The organism is Streptomyces sp. GbtcB7, from assembly GCF_019091445.1.
Lineage (GTDB): Bacteria > Actinomycetota > Actinomycetes > Streptomycetales > Streptomycetaceae > Streptomyces > Streptomyces mirabilis.
This window is the reverse complement of record NZ_JAGXJM010000055.1, coordinates 25368-38707: the sequence shown is the minus strand read 5'-3', so window position 1 is coordinate 38707 and position 13340 is coordinate 25368. Positions and strand designations below refer to the sequence as shown.

Annotated in this window: 12 protein-coding genes and 3 pseudogenes; 7 read left to right on the top strand and 8 right to left on the bottom strand. The window is 67.9% G+C overall.

The window, feature by feature from the left end; genetic code table 11:
* Positions 1-250 precede the first annotated feature (250 nt).
* Positions 251-961, bottom strand: a complete 711-nt coding sequence (locus tag KVT44_RS49865) for a DUF6333 family protein (protein ID WP_217575150.1) — start codon at positions 959-961, stop codon at positions 251-253.
* A gap of 207 nt (positions 962-1168) precedes the next feature.
* On the opposite strand from KVT44_RS49865, the gene KVT44_RS49860 reads away from it, so the two are divergent.
* Entirely contained in the window at positions 1169-3448 is a 2280-nt protein-coding gene (locus tag KVT44_RS49860; RefSeq protein WP_217575148.1) for a hypothetical protein, read from the top strand.
* A gap of 185 nt (positions 3449-3633) precedes the next feature.
* Here the strand turns inward: KVT44_RS49860 and KVT44_RS49855 are convergent, their stop codons facing one another.
* Positions 3634-4611, bottom strand: a complete 978-nt coding sequence (locus KVT44_RS49855) for a LysR family transcriptional regulator (RefSeq protein ID WP_217575146.1) — start codon at positions 4609-4611, stop codon at positions 3634-3636.
* A gap of 117 nt (positions 4612-4728) precedes the next feature.
* Between KVT44_RS49855 and KVT44_RS49850 the strand changes: the two genes are divergently transcribed.
* Both KVT44_RS49850 and KVT44_RS49845 read left to right on the top strand, forming a co-directional pair.
* Positions 4729-5580 carry an SDR family oxidoreductase gene (locus KVT44_RS49850; RefSeq protein WP_217575144.1) on the top strand — a complete coding sequence of 284 codons (852 nt, stop codon included), beginning with the start codon at positions 4729-4731 and terminating at the stop codon, positions 5578-5580.
* Between the two features lie 37 nt (positions 5581-5617).
* Positions 5618-6379, top strand: coding sequence for an SDR family NAD(P)-dependent oxidoreductase (locus KVT44_RS49845; RefSeq protein WP_217575142.1), 762 nt, complete (start codon positions 5618-5620; stop codon positions 6377-6379).
* 7 nt (positions 6380-6386) lie between these two features.
* On the opposite strand, the pseudogene KVT44_RS59250 reads toward KVT44_RS49845, so the two are convergent.
* From KVT44_RS59250 to KVT44_RS49835, 3 genes and pseudogenes are all read right to left on the bottom strand, one after another.
* Positions 6387-6488 (bottom strand): annotated as a pseudogene (locus KVT44_RS59250) (IS5/IS1182 family transposase); the annotation flags it as partial.
* Between the two features lie 66 nt (positions 6489-6554).
* A pseudogene (locus tag KVT44_RS49840) lies at positions 6555-7040 on the bottom strand (sensor histidine kinase); the annotation flags it as partial.
* Entirely contained in the window at positions 6974-7408 is a 435-nt protein-coding gene (locus KVT44_RS49835; RefSeq protein WP_308314348.1) for a nuclear transport factor 2 family protein, read from the bottom strand. The pseudogene KVT44_RS49840 and the gene KVT44_RS49835, both read right to left, overlap by 67 nt.
* Positions 7409-7604: 196 nt before the next feature.
* Here KVT44_RS49835 and KVT44_RS49830 point away from each other — a divergent pair, with 196 nt between their 5' ends.
* Both KVT44_RS49830 and KVT44_RS49825 read left to right on the top strand, forming a co-directional pair.
* On the top strand, positions 7605-7880 hold the full coding sequence (locus KVT44_RS49830; protein WP_217575137.1) for a hypothetical protein: 276 nt from the start codon (positions 7605-7607) through the stop codon (positions 7878-7880).
* Positions 7871-8113 (top strand): transposase, encoded by a 243-nt coding sequence (locus KVT44_RS49825; protein WP_217575135.1) that lies wholly within the window; start codon positions 7871-7873, stop codon positions 8111-8113. The genes KVT44_RS49830 and KVT44_RS49825 overlap by 10 nt, the downstream gene beginning before the upstream one ends.
* A gap of 136 nt (positions 8114-8249) precedes the next feature.
* Here KVT44_RS49825 and KVT44_RS49820 read toward each other — a convergent pair whose 3' ends face one another.
* From KVT44_RS49820 to KVT44_RS49810, 3 genes are all read right to left on the bottom strand, one after another.
* Complete coding sequence (locus KVT44_RS49820; RefSeq protein ID WP_217575133.1) at positions 8250-9500, bottom strand: MFS transporter; 1251 nt, start codon at positions 9498-9500, stop codon at positions 8250-8252.
* Positions 9501-9957: 457 nt separating this feature from the next.
* Positions 9958-10497 (bottom strand): FUSC family protein, encoded by a 540-nt coding sequence (locus KVT44_RS49815; protein ID WP_217575131.1) that lies wholly within the window; start codon positions 10495-10497, stop codon positions 9958-9960.
* Positions 10498-11044: 547 nt separating this feature from the next.
* Complete coding sequence (locus KVT44_RS49810; RefSeq protein WP_217575129.1) at positions 11045-11224, bottom strand: hypothetical protein; 180 nt, start codon at positions 11222-11224, stop codon at positions 11045-11047.
* Between KVT44_RS49810 and KVT44_RS61265 the strand changes: the two are divergent.
* Both KVT44_RS61265 and KVT44_RS49795 read left to right on the top strand, forming a co-directional pair.
* Positions 11141-12060 (top strand): annotated as a pseudogene (locus KVT44_RS61265) (DUF6183 family protein). The gene KVT44_RS49810 and the pseudogene KVT44_RS61265 sit on opposite strands and share 84 nt — an antisense overlap.
* 274 nt (positions 12061-12334) lie before the next feature.
* Positions 12335-12979: a hypothetical protein gene (locus KVT44_RS49795; protein ID WP_217575124.1), complete on the top strand. Its 645-nt coding sequence runs from the start codon at positions 12335-12337 to the stop codon at positions 12977-12979.
* Positions 12980-13340 lie beyond the last annotated feature (361 nt).

The following is a 13340-nucleotide window of genomic DNA, read 5'->3' as shown; positions in this document are numbered from 1 at the left end:
GCCGACAAAGCTGCGCCGATGCTCTCCTCTCGCGCTGGGGGCAGAGGCGAGCCCGCTCCGGCAGCGCTCGAAGACAACGCGGAATGACAGCTGCGGCTGGCGGACTTCGCCGAGGCCGTGGACGGTTCGGTCCCGTCCGCTGTCGGGCGAGACGGGTCGGTGGAGGCGCGCGTAAGTGCGTGGACGATGGTGCTCCGGCCGGGCTCTGCCCTCAGTCGCACGACCTCCGGCGGTGGCACCCGGGGCGCGGCTACGGAAACCAGACCTCGCAGATGCTGTTCTCGCCCTCCTCGCTCCGGTCGACAACGAACGCCGACTCGAAGCGCTCCTCATCCGCGTAGACGGACAGGGCGCCGCCGGTGAGCATATGGAGGAAGCCGTCGTAGTCGAAGAACCCTTCATCACTGATGTCGTATCCCTCACCCAACGGGTCGAGGTCGATCCCCGCAGCGGCCAGAGTGGCAGGCGGGTCGCCGGTGATCTCCAGCTCGTCGAAGCCCTCGACCATCAGATCCGGGGTACCGGGCACAGCAACAAGGATCTTCGTGTACGAGGCGCCGAAGTCGCGTTCGCAGACAGCGACGATCCGTGCATCCGGATACTTCTTCCTCTGCGCCTGGAACTCGTCCTCCAAAGCAGTGGCCATTACCCCGTCTTCGACAAGCGCCGGGTCGCTGATCTTCACCGTGGAGCCCCATGCGGCCGCGCGTACGCCGTCCAGCTCTTCCCGGCTGGTCGGGCTTCCCGGATGTTCCAGCCGCGACGGAGCGTACTCGCGGCGGATCGCCGAGACGGTCGACAGGGACAGCACCGCAGCCCTGGCCGCCCCCGGGTCGTGGGCAGTAGCCGGCGGCCGCTCGTTGGGCTGGAGCGGGGCCGCGAAGGGGGGATGGACGACGACCAGATGCGCGTGCCCGCTGTGACGGGGATTCACCTGCGTTCCGGGGGATACGGGACTCATGCTGCCGAGCGTATGCCGCAGCCCGCGATCCGGATGTAACGGTCCTGTGGAGAAGGGGAGTTGACCCGGTTGTCGAACCGTGTATCGACTACGGCCGGTACACGCGTGTGTCTAGCGTGAGGTCCGTTCGTCGGCGCCACATCGACCACGGGGGCCCCTGGCGCCACGAACACCCCATGCCCTACTGGGCCCCCACGGGGACATCACGTGCCAAAACCCATACGCAACCGGCGGTTGCGTGCGCTGCGCCGGTCGGCCGTCGCACTCGCGTGCGCTTCGGTCATGGCCCTCACCGGGCTTCCCGGAATCACCTTAGCGACCGCTGCACCGAAGCCGCTGGACCCTGGCAAGCGCTGTGACGAGTTGTACGGCCTGCCCAGCAGCACCAGTCCGACCGTTGACCTGCCGGAGTTCGACGCGTCCCGCGCGAAGTCCCAGTGGGACGAATACGAGTACGTCAACCCTGCCAAGGAGTGGGACGGCCTCGGACCGCCGTCCGCCACCAAGGAAGCCGCACTGTCCAAGCTGACCAAGGCCCCGGCGACACAGCCTGACCGGGTCTGGTGGAGGTGGCTCCAGCAGAAGGACAAGTACCCCAAGTTCGAGGACTACCGGGACGCGAAGTTCATCACGAACTCCGGGAACGACCCCCGCGGCAAGGCCTTCGAACGGAAGGTGATCAAGGATCACGGGTTGGTCGGACCGGACTGGATCTGCCAGAAGGAGGTCGAGTTCAAGGACCCCGACACGGGCAAGACCTACCGGCGCAAGCTCGACGCCTACAACACGCGGACGAAGCAGATCCTGGAGATCAAGTCCAACGGCAGCCCGGACCGCAGAGAAATCCCCAAGGACCTGGCATGGGCCAAGGACCCCAACTGGAAGGACAGCCGGGCCAAGTTCGTCTTCGCCGAGCCCCAGAAGGCCGACGCGAAGAAGTTCCTGGGAGACATGCGCCAGATCGCCGGGGACCGGGTCACCGAGTACAACTACCGCTCCGACCGTGTGGAGCTCGCTCCCAAGGGCGGACAGCGCGCCACGAGCGGTCTGCTGGAGCCCCCGGGCCAGTCCGCCACCACCCGAGGGGGCGCCACCGACCTGATCCGCGAGTCGCGGCCCACCCCGAAGGACATGGCGGAATACCTGAACCGCAGGAACGTCGCCAACCCGGGTGGTCTGCCCCGTGGCCCCGGCGGCGTCGACTTCTCCACCCTGGACCTGAAGTACATCGGCAAGCCGGTCAAGGGCAAGGGCGTCGACTTCGCGTTCGACGCGAACGAAGACCCCACCGAGAACTCCGGATGGGGCGGCAAAGCCAAGGCCCAGCTCATCTCGGACGCGTTCTTCACCTGGCTCGCCCTGAGCCCCGACAAGTTCTGGGTCAACCTCAACCCGGATGAGCCGGACCGCATCATGGACGCCAAGTTCGGCAAGACCGACGCCGGCCGCGTGCTCCTGGAAGCCGACCTCCAGATGAAGCACGACTTCTACAAGGCCATGGACCCCGATACCGACCTCGGCAAACGCTATTGGGCGGCCCTGCCCAAGCAGAACGGCTACCCGTGCATGCCCGGCCTGCGCAACTGGATCGAGCCGAAGACCGCGCAGGTCCGCGAGCAGGACGGCGGCATCTACATCCTTGACACCCCGCTGCGCCTGAAGTCGACCGCGCAGACCACGATCACTCCCGGCCCCGGCACGCCGATCTGCACCCCGAACGAGGCCGAGACCAAGGCGGCACAGCGCGTCATCGACCAGATGATCGTCCCAGCGGTGGAGAAGACCATCAACACCGCACCCCAGTACGCCGACCTGCGGCGCGTCTACACCGCCCGCGTCGCGGCCGAGTACATCCGCCAGCAGGACGCCAAGACGCCCACCGACTACCACAAGATCATCAACAGTGGTGACGTCTCCCGCTGGCCGCTGCGCGCGCCCAACCAGAACTGGACCCGCGAGGCCCTGTTCAACAAGTACCGGTACATCTACACCCACGGCGAGTTCGAGTACAAGATTCCTGCGAACGGCACCGTCCAGGTCTACCTCGTGGGCGGCGTCGACATGTCCAAGCAGCCCAAGCACAACGTCAGCAAGGCACGCTTCACCGCCCAGCACCGCTACCTGCCCCGACAGGCGCAGACCAGCGTGAAGACCCTCACCGACAACACCGACATGACGGGACAGGTCCTCCTCGGCGCAAACACGGCCGCTGACGACACCGGCACCTCCACACCCACACCCACGCCAACCCCGACACCGACGCACACGGGCAAGCCGACCCCCACCCCGACCCACAGCGCTGGAGGCGGCGGAAGCACGCACACCCCGGCACCCGCCACGCCCGCACCCAGCGAGCCCGGCGGTGACCTCGCGCACACCGGCAACGACTCCCCGATCGGCCTGATCTCGGGTGTCGCCGCCGCCCTTGCCGTGGCCGGCGGGGCGCTCGTGTGGTGGATGCGCCGCCGCAAGACCGCCCAGGAGTAGCCTCCCGGCGGATGCACACACATGAGGGGCCGGTGCGCGCAACCCGCGTACCGGCCCCTCATTTTCAGCAGCCTTGGGGCTGCCGGGAACAGGCGAGTCGTTGCCGCCGACACCGAATTGGCCGGTGCCTGAGGAAGAGAGCGCAGCGTTCCGTCGCCAACGGTGATCGCCGACGACCATGTCGGTCAGTCCGGCCTGGTGCCGCCGGTGCCGCCGGTGGTAGTGCCGCGGTGTGGCATGTCGGATGCGCGTGGGACTTCGGGGGGGAGGAAGGCCGCTGTGTCGCGCAGCTCACGGACGATGTCGATGAGCGCGGTGACGGCGGGGTTGGTGTTGTCGCGGCGCCAGACGATGCGGTGGTCGGCGTAGGGGCTCGGGTCGGTGAAGGGGCGGTAGACGATTCCCGCGAAGGGCCTTGCCACGGCTGCGCTGGTGGTGGTGAGTCCGATGGCCGAGCCGGTGAGCACCAAGGGGAGGAGCCGGTCGAGGCTGGAGATCTCGCGGTGGACGGTCACCGTGGCGCCGCGGGACTCGAGCTGGCTGACGAAGTGATCGTGCAGCCAGGGATTGACCTCGCGCTCGACGATGACAAGGGGTTGGTGGGACAGCTGGACGGGGTCGATCGTGTCCGAGGCCGCGAGGGGATGACCGGCGGCGAGTGCGACCACGAGCGGTTCGCGGGCCACCAGCAGTGAGGCCAGCTCGGGTGGGTGTTGGGCGGTCCAGCAGAAGCCCAGGTCGAGGCGGCGGTCGCTGAGCTGGGACAACTGGGCGGTAGTGGTCATCGGTTGCGGAGCCAGCCGGATGGCGGGGAAGCGGGCGTGGAGCGCGGGCACCGCGAGTTGGAACAGGCGCGGACCAAGATCCTCTGCATACCCCAGACGGAGTTCGTCGACCGTGCCGGAGGCGGCGCGGCGGCCGACGTCGAGAGCATGACGGACGGCGGCGATGGCGCTGCGTGCCTCGGGCAGGAAGGCTTCGCCCACCTCGGTCAGGGTCACGCGGCGGCTGGTGCGGGTGAACAGGGGGGCACCGAGTTCGCGTTCCAGACGGCGGATCTGCTCGCTGACCGACTGCTGAGTGACATGCATCCGGGCCGCGGCCCGGCCGAAGTGCAGTTCCTCGGCGACGGCAACGGCGTACTCCAGCTGGCGTAGCTCCATGCCCCCATATTGACAGGCTCTGCCTGTTGAACATGCAAGCGTTCGTCGTTGATCGTGTCGCGGCGCAGCGCTGTAGTGGAGGTCAGGAACCGACCGTCCGACCCAAGGAGTACCGACATGAGGACCTGGTTCATCACCGGAACCTCCAGTGGCTTCGGCCGCCAGATGACCGAGCTGCTGCTGGAGCGCGGCGACCGCGTCGCCGCCACCTTGCGCAATTCCGTGCGCCTCGACGACCTGGCCGCGCGACACGGCGACCGGCTGTGGCGCGCGGAGCTGGACGTGACCGACACCGCACGCATGCGGAAGGTCGTGGACAACGCGTTCGCCGATCTGGGACGCATCGACGTGGTGGTGTCCAACGCCGGTTACGGTCTCATCGGCCTGGCAGAGGAGCTGACCGACGAGCAGATCCAGCGCCAGATCGACACCAACGTGATCGCACCCATCCAGCTCGCCCGCGCGGTGACGCCGTACCTGCGCGCGCAGGGCGGCGGCAATCTCCTGCAGACCTCCAGCATGGGCGGCCACATCGCCTTCCCCGCGATGTCGCTCTATCACACCAGCAAGTGGGGCATCGAGGGCTTCTTCGAGGCGTACGCCCTGGAGACCGAGCCGTTCGGCATCCACACCACGTTGATCGAACCGGGCATGGTCGCCACCGACTTCTACGGCGCAGCGGACATCACCCCTTCAGAGCTGCCCGCCTACGCCGGCACCCAGGCCGCGGACTTCACCCACGGCAAGAACAGCGTGCCCCTGGAGGCCATGCCCGGTGACCCGCGCAAGGTCGCCGAAGCCATGATCCGCATCGGCGACCTCAAGGAGCCGCCGCGGCGTCAGCTCCTCGGTTCCGACGCCTACAGCCTGGTCCACGACGCCCTCACCGCTCGGCTGGAAAGCGTTGAGGCCCAGCGCGAGATCGCCTTCTCCACCGACCGGGACGACGTCACCCCACCCTCGGCGTGACGCCCTGTTGTCGACTCACCGGAAAGGACATCCGAGCATGCCCCGCTTCACCGACAAGACCGTCATCATCACCGGCGCCGCCGGCGCCTTGGGTGTCGGCATGGTCCGCCGCTTTGCCGCCGAGGACGCCCGCGTGGTCATCGGGGCCCGTCAACGGGAGCAGGTCGACGACCTCCTCGACGAGCTAGGCGCCGACCGCGCGGTGTTCGCCCGGCTCGACGTCACCAGTGAACAGGACTGGACGGCTGCCGTCGCCACGGCAGAAGCTGCTTTCGGCCCGGTCTCAGTGCTCGTCAACAACGCGGCGCGGGCCATCGTCGGCACCACCATGTCACTGACCCCCGACGAGTTCCGGGAGGTGATCGACACCAACCTCGTCGGTACCTTCCTGGGGACGCGGGCGGCCGTGCCGTCGATGCGCCGACGCGGCGGCGGCTCCATTGTCAACATCAACTCCACCGCCGGGATCGGCGCCGCCGCCGGACTGGCCGCGTACGGCACCAGCAAATGGGGCATCCGCGGACTGACGAGGATCAGCGCGAAGGAACTCGGCCGGGAGAACATCCGGGTCAACGGCGTGCACCCCGGCATCATCGAAACACCCCTGGCCTACGACCCCGCCACCGGTGAGCTCATCGTCGGCATCGACGACCAGCCGATCCCGCGCCTGGCCGGCGTCGACGAGATCAGCAGCCTCGTGCTGTTCGTCGCATCGGACGACGCGGGCTACTCGACCGGCGCGGAGTTCGTCGCCGACGGCGGCTACCTACTAGGGCCCGTCCCCGCCGCGAAGTTGTGACTCTCCGCGCTTCGGAGCGGTGTGGCCTGCTCTCGTAGTCGCGAGCGAGATGGCGGTGGTGCACCAGTCGGCCGAAGGTCCGCTCGACGACCCGGCGTCGCGGGATCACCTGGCACGCGAGATGTCTGCAGCCTCGGTCCATGACGGCCCTGCCGCTCACACCGCGGAGGGCACATCATTCTCCGCCTGGGCTGGGCGCCTCGGGCAGGCGCAGGAGAAAACATGCGCCGGGTGCCAGGCCTGTGAGGGTGAGCGTGCCGTGGTTGCAGCGGGCGAGGTCGCGGGCGATGGCGAGCCCCAGGCCGGTGCCGCCGGAATCGCGCGAGCGGGCGTTATCGAGCCGGGTGGAGCGTTCGAAGATTCGCTCAGCGTCCCCGGCGGGCACGCCCGGTCCGTCGTCGCGCACCGTGGTGACGACCCAGCCGCCCTGATCCCCGATGGTGATCAGGATGTGGTCTGCGGCACGGCGGACGACGTTGTCGACGAGATTGCGCAGCAGCCGCTCGAATTCGTTCCGGTTGCCGTGAACGAGTGCGGGACCAGTGCTGTCACATGTGAGGGACAACGGACGGTCAGCGAGCGGGTATTGCTCGGTCAGTCGGGAGGCGAGAGCTGCCAGGTCGACAGTGGCGGGCCTGGCCACCGGGACGCGGGCATCGAGTCCACCCATTTGGCACGCCAGGCGGGCGGAGTGAACGGATCCGCGAAGTACTGGGTCTCGTGGGCGACTTTGCCGTCGTGGAATTCCATAATGCTGATAGTGGATGCCGGTTTCCCGTCGTAGTCGATCACATATTCGGTGATCCAAAGGTCCCCACTACCGAGAATCCGGCGGACGGTGAAGGTGAGCTTGGCCGGGTGGTGTGAGCGCAGCGCCTGTAGATTGCGGCGGCCGTGGATGCGCTCACCCGACTGGGGATAGTCAGTGATGACGTCGTCGTGATAAATCTCGTGCTCGGCGTCCTGGTCCCCGGCAGCAGATGCAGCCCAGTGCCGGTCCAGCGCCGCTCGAGTCTCCTGGTCTCCCACCGCGTTCCCTCCGATCACAGAAGTATCGGACGAGATCCATCCAGGCCGTGTCCTCATTGTCCCCCCGGACTACGTCCCGGGCCAGCCGCAGCGGGCACTGCGCCAGGGCGATCGGTGAAAGGATCACGTTGAGAAAACTTCATGGAGCCGCGTATCCCAAACCGAGGCGTCGACAGCCGTCGCCGATCCCCGCCGTGTGCGCGGGCGCCGCTACCGCCTCGGCGTGCTGCTGGCCCTGTGCCTGACGACGGTGCTCGGCGAAGCCCGCTCCCTCGCGCAGACCGCCCGGTACACGGCGGACGCCGATCCGGAGGTCCGCGTCGGACTCGACCCGGGCAGCGAGGCGGTGCGCGGCTTGGGCACCGGCAGCAAGACGGCGGGCCACGTGCCGGCTGCCGCCCTGCACTGCAGCCAGACCGTCATCGCCCAGCGCCAGGTGGCGGCCAAAAGCAACGAGATCCCGTGGCGTTGACCCCGCTGTTGGCCCGCTTCGACCTGCGCGGTGTGGTCGTCACCGCCGACGCGATGCACGCCCAGCGCAAGACCGCGAAAGGCATCGTCGCTGCCGGCGGGCACTACCTCCTGGTCGTCAAGGGCAACCAGGAGAAGCTGCGCCGACAACTGCGCCGCCTGCCCTGGCAGCAGATGCCGCCGCTGGACCGCACCCGCACGACCGGGCATGGACGACGCGAGGCCGACGGCTGAAGGTATGCACCTTCTAAGCCGGATCACTCTTCCCCATTCTCTCCAAGTCGTCGAGATCAAGCGACGCCGCGTCAACACCAAGACGGGCAAGGTCCAGACGAAGACGGTCTACGCCGTCACGCCGGCTGGACCACCATCACGCCCGCGGCCGACCGCTACCGGTCGACGGTGTCTGCCTGGATGCCGTGGTACCCGTAGTGAGGGCGTGACGGCTGGCCCAGGTCAGGGCTGCGGTTGCGGTCAGGGCGAGGAAGGGGACGGTGAAGCCGGCTCGTGTGCCGCCAGGACCGTCGACGAGTCGGCCGACGGTGGCGGCAGAGACAGCGATGCCGGCCGCGCTCGCGGAGTTTGTCCAGGTGAAGGCCTGGGTCAGGACCGACCGGTCCATGACCGACTCGATCAGCGTCGAGGAGACGATGATGCACGGAGCGACGCCCGCACCGGGGAGCAGCAGGGCAAGACCGAGCTGCCAGGGGGAGTTGGCCAGGAGCGGGAGCAGCGATGCGCAGGCGAGAAAGGTCAGGATCAGGGGCAGCTGGGCCGCGGGCGGGGCGTGCCGGTGGTGGCGCCCGTAGGCGAGACCAGCCAGCAGGCTTGCCGCGCTCATCAGTCCGTACAGGAATCCGGCTGCCGCGGCGGCGTGGTGAACGCAGGCGAAGGCGCTCACCGAGACCTGCATCGAGCCGAAGAAGACGCCCAGGGCCAGGTTGACCGTCAGTAGGGTGGCGAAGTTCCGGGTCAACAGAGGCCCCGGGCCCCGGGTGGCCGTACGATCCGGGGCGGGCGCCGGGGCCGTACGACGCAGCGCCGCGAAGGCCTGTCCGGCGCCGACGACGAGCGCCCCCGCCAGCACCGTACCCGCGGCCGGGTGTACCTGGGTTGCCGTCAGCACCGCGAGGGTGGGACCGAGGAGGAAGGCGACTTCGTTGCTGATCGTTTCGAGTGCGAAGGCCGGGGTGAGTTCGGCCTTGCCGTGCAGCAAGGCCGACCAGCGGGCCGCGGAGAGCGCACCGAACTGCGGGATGGTCGCCCCGGCGGCGAGGCCGGCCGCCATCAGTGGGACCACGGGAGTCCCTGTCAGAGTCAGCGCGACCAGGGCGGCGATCGCTCCGGCGTGAGCGCACAAGAGGGGGACGAGGACGCGCGGCTGTCCGAAACGGTCCATGAGACGGGCCGTCTGCGGGCCCACCAGGGTCTCCGCCACGGCGAACGAGCCAGTTACCAGGCCGGCCACCCCGAAGGATCCGGTCTCGGCATGGACCAGCCAGACGATGCCGAGGCCGGCCATAGCCACCCCGACCCGGGCAGGAGCCGCGGCCAGGAAGAAGGCCGTCGCGCCGGGGGTCTGCAGGGCTGAACAGTAGGAGACGGTTTCCGTCCGAGCCAATACGGTACGGCGAAATCCCCGTACGCTACGGCGGAAATCCGGTGCGGTACGACGAAACCAGTGCCGCGGAGTCACGGTGAACCTTCCGCTGCGCGGTGGGACGGTCCGGGCGGACGGCGCCCGTCGTGGGCACGGTCCCCCGCCGCCAGGAGTCGTCCATGATGACGTCGACGGGGCGGAATCGAAGTCCGCGTCGGCGTCGGCTCCAGCGCCGGCAGAAACATTGAGTGTTGAGATCGAGGAATCGAGATCGAAGGGGGGATCGGGCAGAAGAAGACACTAGCGGCGACGGGGGACGGAGAGAAGACCGCCCCGGTGAGGCGGGTCGGCCCGTCCGGCGCAGCGGTCTCCGGCTCGGCAGTCGCGGACGGTTGGCCCTCCGGTTCCGTTGAGGGCGTCAGGACGCTCTCTTGTGCAGCGGTCCATCGCAGCATGTCGTCGACTGCTCGGGCGAGGGTCAGTCTGGCGGATCTGCCTGCGGCCCGTCGTGCTGAGAACTGCGGCCTCCGCGCCTCCCTCCGCCGATCTCGTTCAGGAGGATCGCCGCAGCGATACCGGCGGCCACACCGATGATGGTGTCAGCCAGACGCAGGATCGGCTCCTTCCATGCCTCCTGCGGGCTGAGACTTGCGACGACCATGATGACCGTGGTGCTGATGGCCGCGGTCACCTCGGCGTCGGGCTGGCCGATCAGTCCAGGGATCAGCACGCTGATCGCCACAAGCAGAGCGAGGCCCCAGGGGTGGAAGGGCCAGATCGCCAAGTAGGCCAGACACAGCGCGAAGCTCACGAGCGTCGCCGACATGCGGGCGAACGCCGCATGGAGGCTCTTCTGCCGGCTCGCCCGCAGCACAAAAATCGTGGCGATCACGGCACACATACCGCCGAGTCGGCCGTCTTCGTGTGACAGGTGGACGTCCGACATGATGGTGATGGTCAGCCAATAGCTGAGCAGGCTGGCCAAGCCGACCGTCACGGCATAGTGCAGCGTCTTCACAGGCGCCGCCTTCCGTAGCTCTGCCTTCACCGGCTCCCTCCGACCACGGTTTCTGGATTGACGATGCGGTCGAAGGGGGTCATCGTTTCTCCGATTGATCAGCCTGGAGCGTGTTCTGCATCGCAAATATCTCTGGGGATCAAAATGTGTTCGGAGGATATCCGGTTCTCAATGAACACAGCGATGCGTCGCGGCACGCCAGGCGTGCCGCGACACATCGCGTGGCCCTTGGGACTCCGGACCGGGACCAGGATGCCGATCCCGGCGCCCAAGTCGCCGTCGGATTCGCTCAGTGGAGCGCAACACCGCAAGCACCGGGGCGCGGATCAAGGCAGGTACTCAAAGAGTGCTTTGCCCTGGGAAAGTGTTTGGTTCGAAGTCAGGCGTAGCGTCAGTTCGCGCTGCGGGTGGGTCTCGTCGTTGCGGGTGAGGCGGCGCTGGTGCATGAGCCGTCCGAAGGTCCGCTTGACGGGTAGAGGCGCGGCAGAAGTGCGGCACGTGTTTGCGGTGCCAAGGCACCGGCCCGACCGCTGCATGTGGCCGAGGATTAAGGTGACAGACCGTGGAAGACGCCAAGGGCGATCTCGGCGGTCTCGTATGGGGCCAGGCCGAGCAGCGCGCCGTGCAGGGTGACGCCTCGTACGTGGGCGAGTTGGGGATGCAGCTGGCCGATCTGCGCGCGGCCGCTGTGCAACAGGTGCGGGAGTACGAGCGCCAGTTGGTCCACGTGGTGCGGGTACTCGCCCTCACTCCCGGCCGAGGCAGCCTCGTACAGCTGCTCCGACTCCTCGACGAAAAGCGCCTGTACACTGCGGGCTCCGGCCTCCTGCCGCGCTTCGTCGCCTCACTGCTCGCGGAGCACCAGCAGGTCACCGACCTGGCAGCCACCGTCTTCGATGGACGCGAGTGGGAGCGGCTGGACGAGCTGCGCGCCTGTCTCTTCCAGGAGTTGGTGCTCCGCGGCGTGGATATCGACACGTTCCCGGCGCTGCGTTCCTGGCCGCTCGTACGATCTGGCTGGCACCCCCTGACCTGGTTGCCGGTGCACCGCCGCGACTTCGAGGCCGACGCCGAGTTCCCGAGCCGCTCGATACGCGGCTCCGGCAGCGGGGTGCCGAGCCGGCTACCCGACGAGGGCCGCATAAGCCCGCCGACACCACGTACGACCGAGCGGTCCGCCCTTCGCGACATCGCCACCACGGACATATACGAGAGCATCGTCGCCGCTGTACAGGCAGGGGAGTGGGGTGACTGCGGCGCCTGGGTCTTCATGCTGGACGAAACCATCGCACCCGAGCGGGTCCCGCTGTGCTGCTGGCCCTGCCCATGGCATGCGTCGACGGGCTCGGCCCCACGGATCGCTTTGAGATCGCCATCCGTCCGGTGGACGAAATCTGGCGCCTGCTCTTCGCCACCGCGTCGATCGGCGGCATGGGCACCTCGGGCGTGCAGGGTGCCTACGGGCGGCTATGGGCATGGCGTTCGATTGCGGGGCTCAGCGGTGCTCCGGAGGGCGCGAGCGCGGACGAGGTGGACACGCACTGTGTCGAATGGGTTGGGTGAGACGGCGACCGGCTCCGCTGCGAGGGGACAGTAACCCTCAGTCCGCTGCCGGTGCCCGGCGCGCACCTCGTGGGCGGCATCGTGCCGGCCGTCTCTCACGCGCTGAGCGGCAGGAAGTCCTGCACCGCCCGCACGTGCCGGCGAGGTAAAGGACGTTGATGGGGCTATTTGAACCTGGTTCCGGCAGCATTTTCGTGAAGGGCACTGCCGGGGCGAGACCTTGGGTCGCCAAAGTGAAGTGCGATCCGCGCTCGGCAGGCCGTAGCGTCCTGGGATGAGCAGCTTCAACACGCACCAGAGACGGGTCTACGACGAGGGCCGGCCCGCGCGTGTCCGGCATACAAATCTGCGGTCTTGCCTCGTCCACTTCGCGCCCTATGGCTTCCGAGCCACGTATCACCACCTCTGCCTCAGTGCGGGGATTCCCAAGAATCTGGAGAAGGATCCGAGCTCTCTGATACGCGCCGTCGAGGAACTGCACCACGCCCGACAGCTCTGGCTAGCTGACGAACGTGCCTATGCCAACAGTCGCCGAGCGGACAAAGCACGTGGCTTTCGGCAGGTGAAAGCAGACGAGTCCTGGCGGGGCTGGCAGCGTGGGTGGGGGAACATCGCCTACTGTCCCGAGCCGACGATCCATCCCGACGAGCCGCTGCCAGTGGTCGTCGAGCGGGTGCTCCGTTCGTCGGTTCCGCCCGATGCAGCTCCTGCGCTGACGTGCCGTGTGTGCGGAAACCGGGACAACACCAGCGCCTGGCACGACGGCGTCTACCGGATCCATCAACTGTGCAGGGAATGCGGAGTCAGCCTCGCGGTGCAGCGGGCCGACGCGCCCGACCCGCTGTTGGCGGCCGATCACGCCCGGCAGTGGAAGGAAATATGGAGGCTGCGCAACGAATCTCCGCGCAACCCGAGCTGAGTTTCGGCACGGGGGTCGGCACCACGGCGGGGTGAGAATCCGCGCTCGGAGGAGTGCGAAGGATGCGCGGCCGTACATGCTCCGTTTGAGGAGCTTGATTCTGCAGACGTGGCCCTCGACCACGCCGGAGCTGTAGGAGTGGATTGACCTCAGGTCGCAGCCTTCGGCCTGCCGGATCCAATCGCCCACCAGGTGGTCGCGGCGGTGACGGACAAGGTCGGCGAAGGCGCGCGTCAGGTCGCAGGCGAGGGTGATGTCTGGGCAGGCCAGGCGGACCTACTCCAGAGCATGAGTTTCTCGCGATGGGAGGTTCTCACGTGGCCGCATGATCCACCTGGTGATCTTGCGGGGAGTCGGGATG

Coding starts and splice junctions, on each gene's coding strand:
- KVT44_RS49855 (WP_217575146.1), bottom strand. CDS start 4,611: ATGGAGCTACGCCAGCTGGAGTACGCCGTTGCCGTCGCCGAGGAACTG.
- KVT44_RS49795 (WP_217575124.1), top strand. CDS start 12,335: ATGAGCAGCTTCAACACGCACCAGAGACGGGTCTACGACGAGGGCCGG.
- KVT44_RS49850 (WP_217575144.1), top strand. CDS start 4,729: ATGAGGACCTGGTTCATCACCGGAACCTCCAGTGGCTTCGGCCGCCAG.
- KVT44_RS49865 (WP_217575150.1), bottom strand. CDS start 961: ATGAGTCCCGTATCCCCCGGAACGCAGGTGAATCCCCGTCACAGCGGG.
- KVT44_RS49845 (WP_217575142.1), top strand. CDS start 5,618: ATGCCCCGCTTCACCGACAAGACCGTCATCATCACCGGCGCCGCCGGC.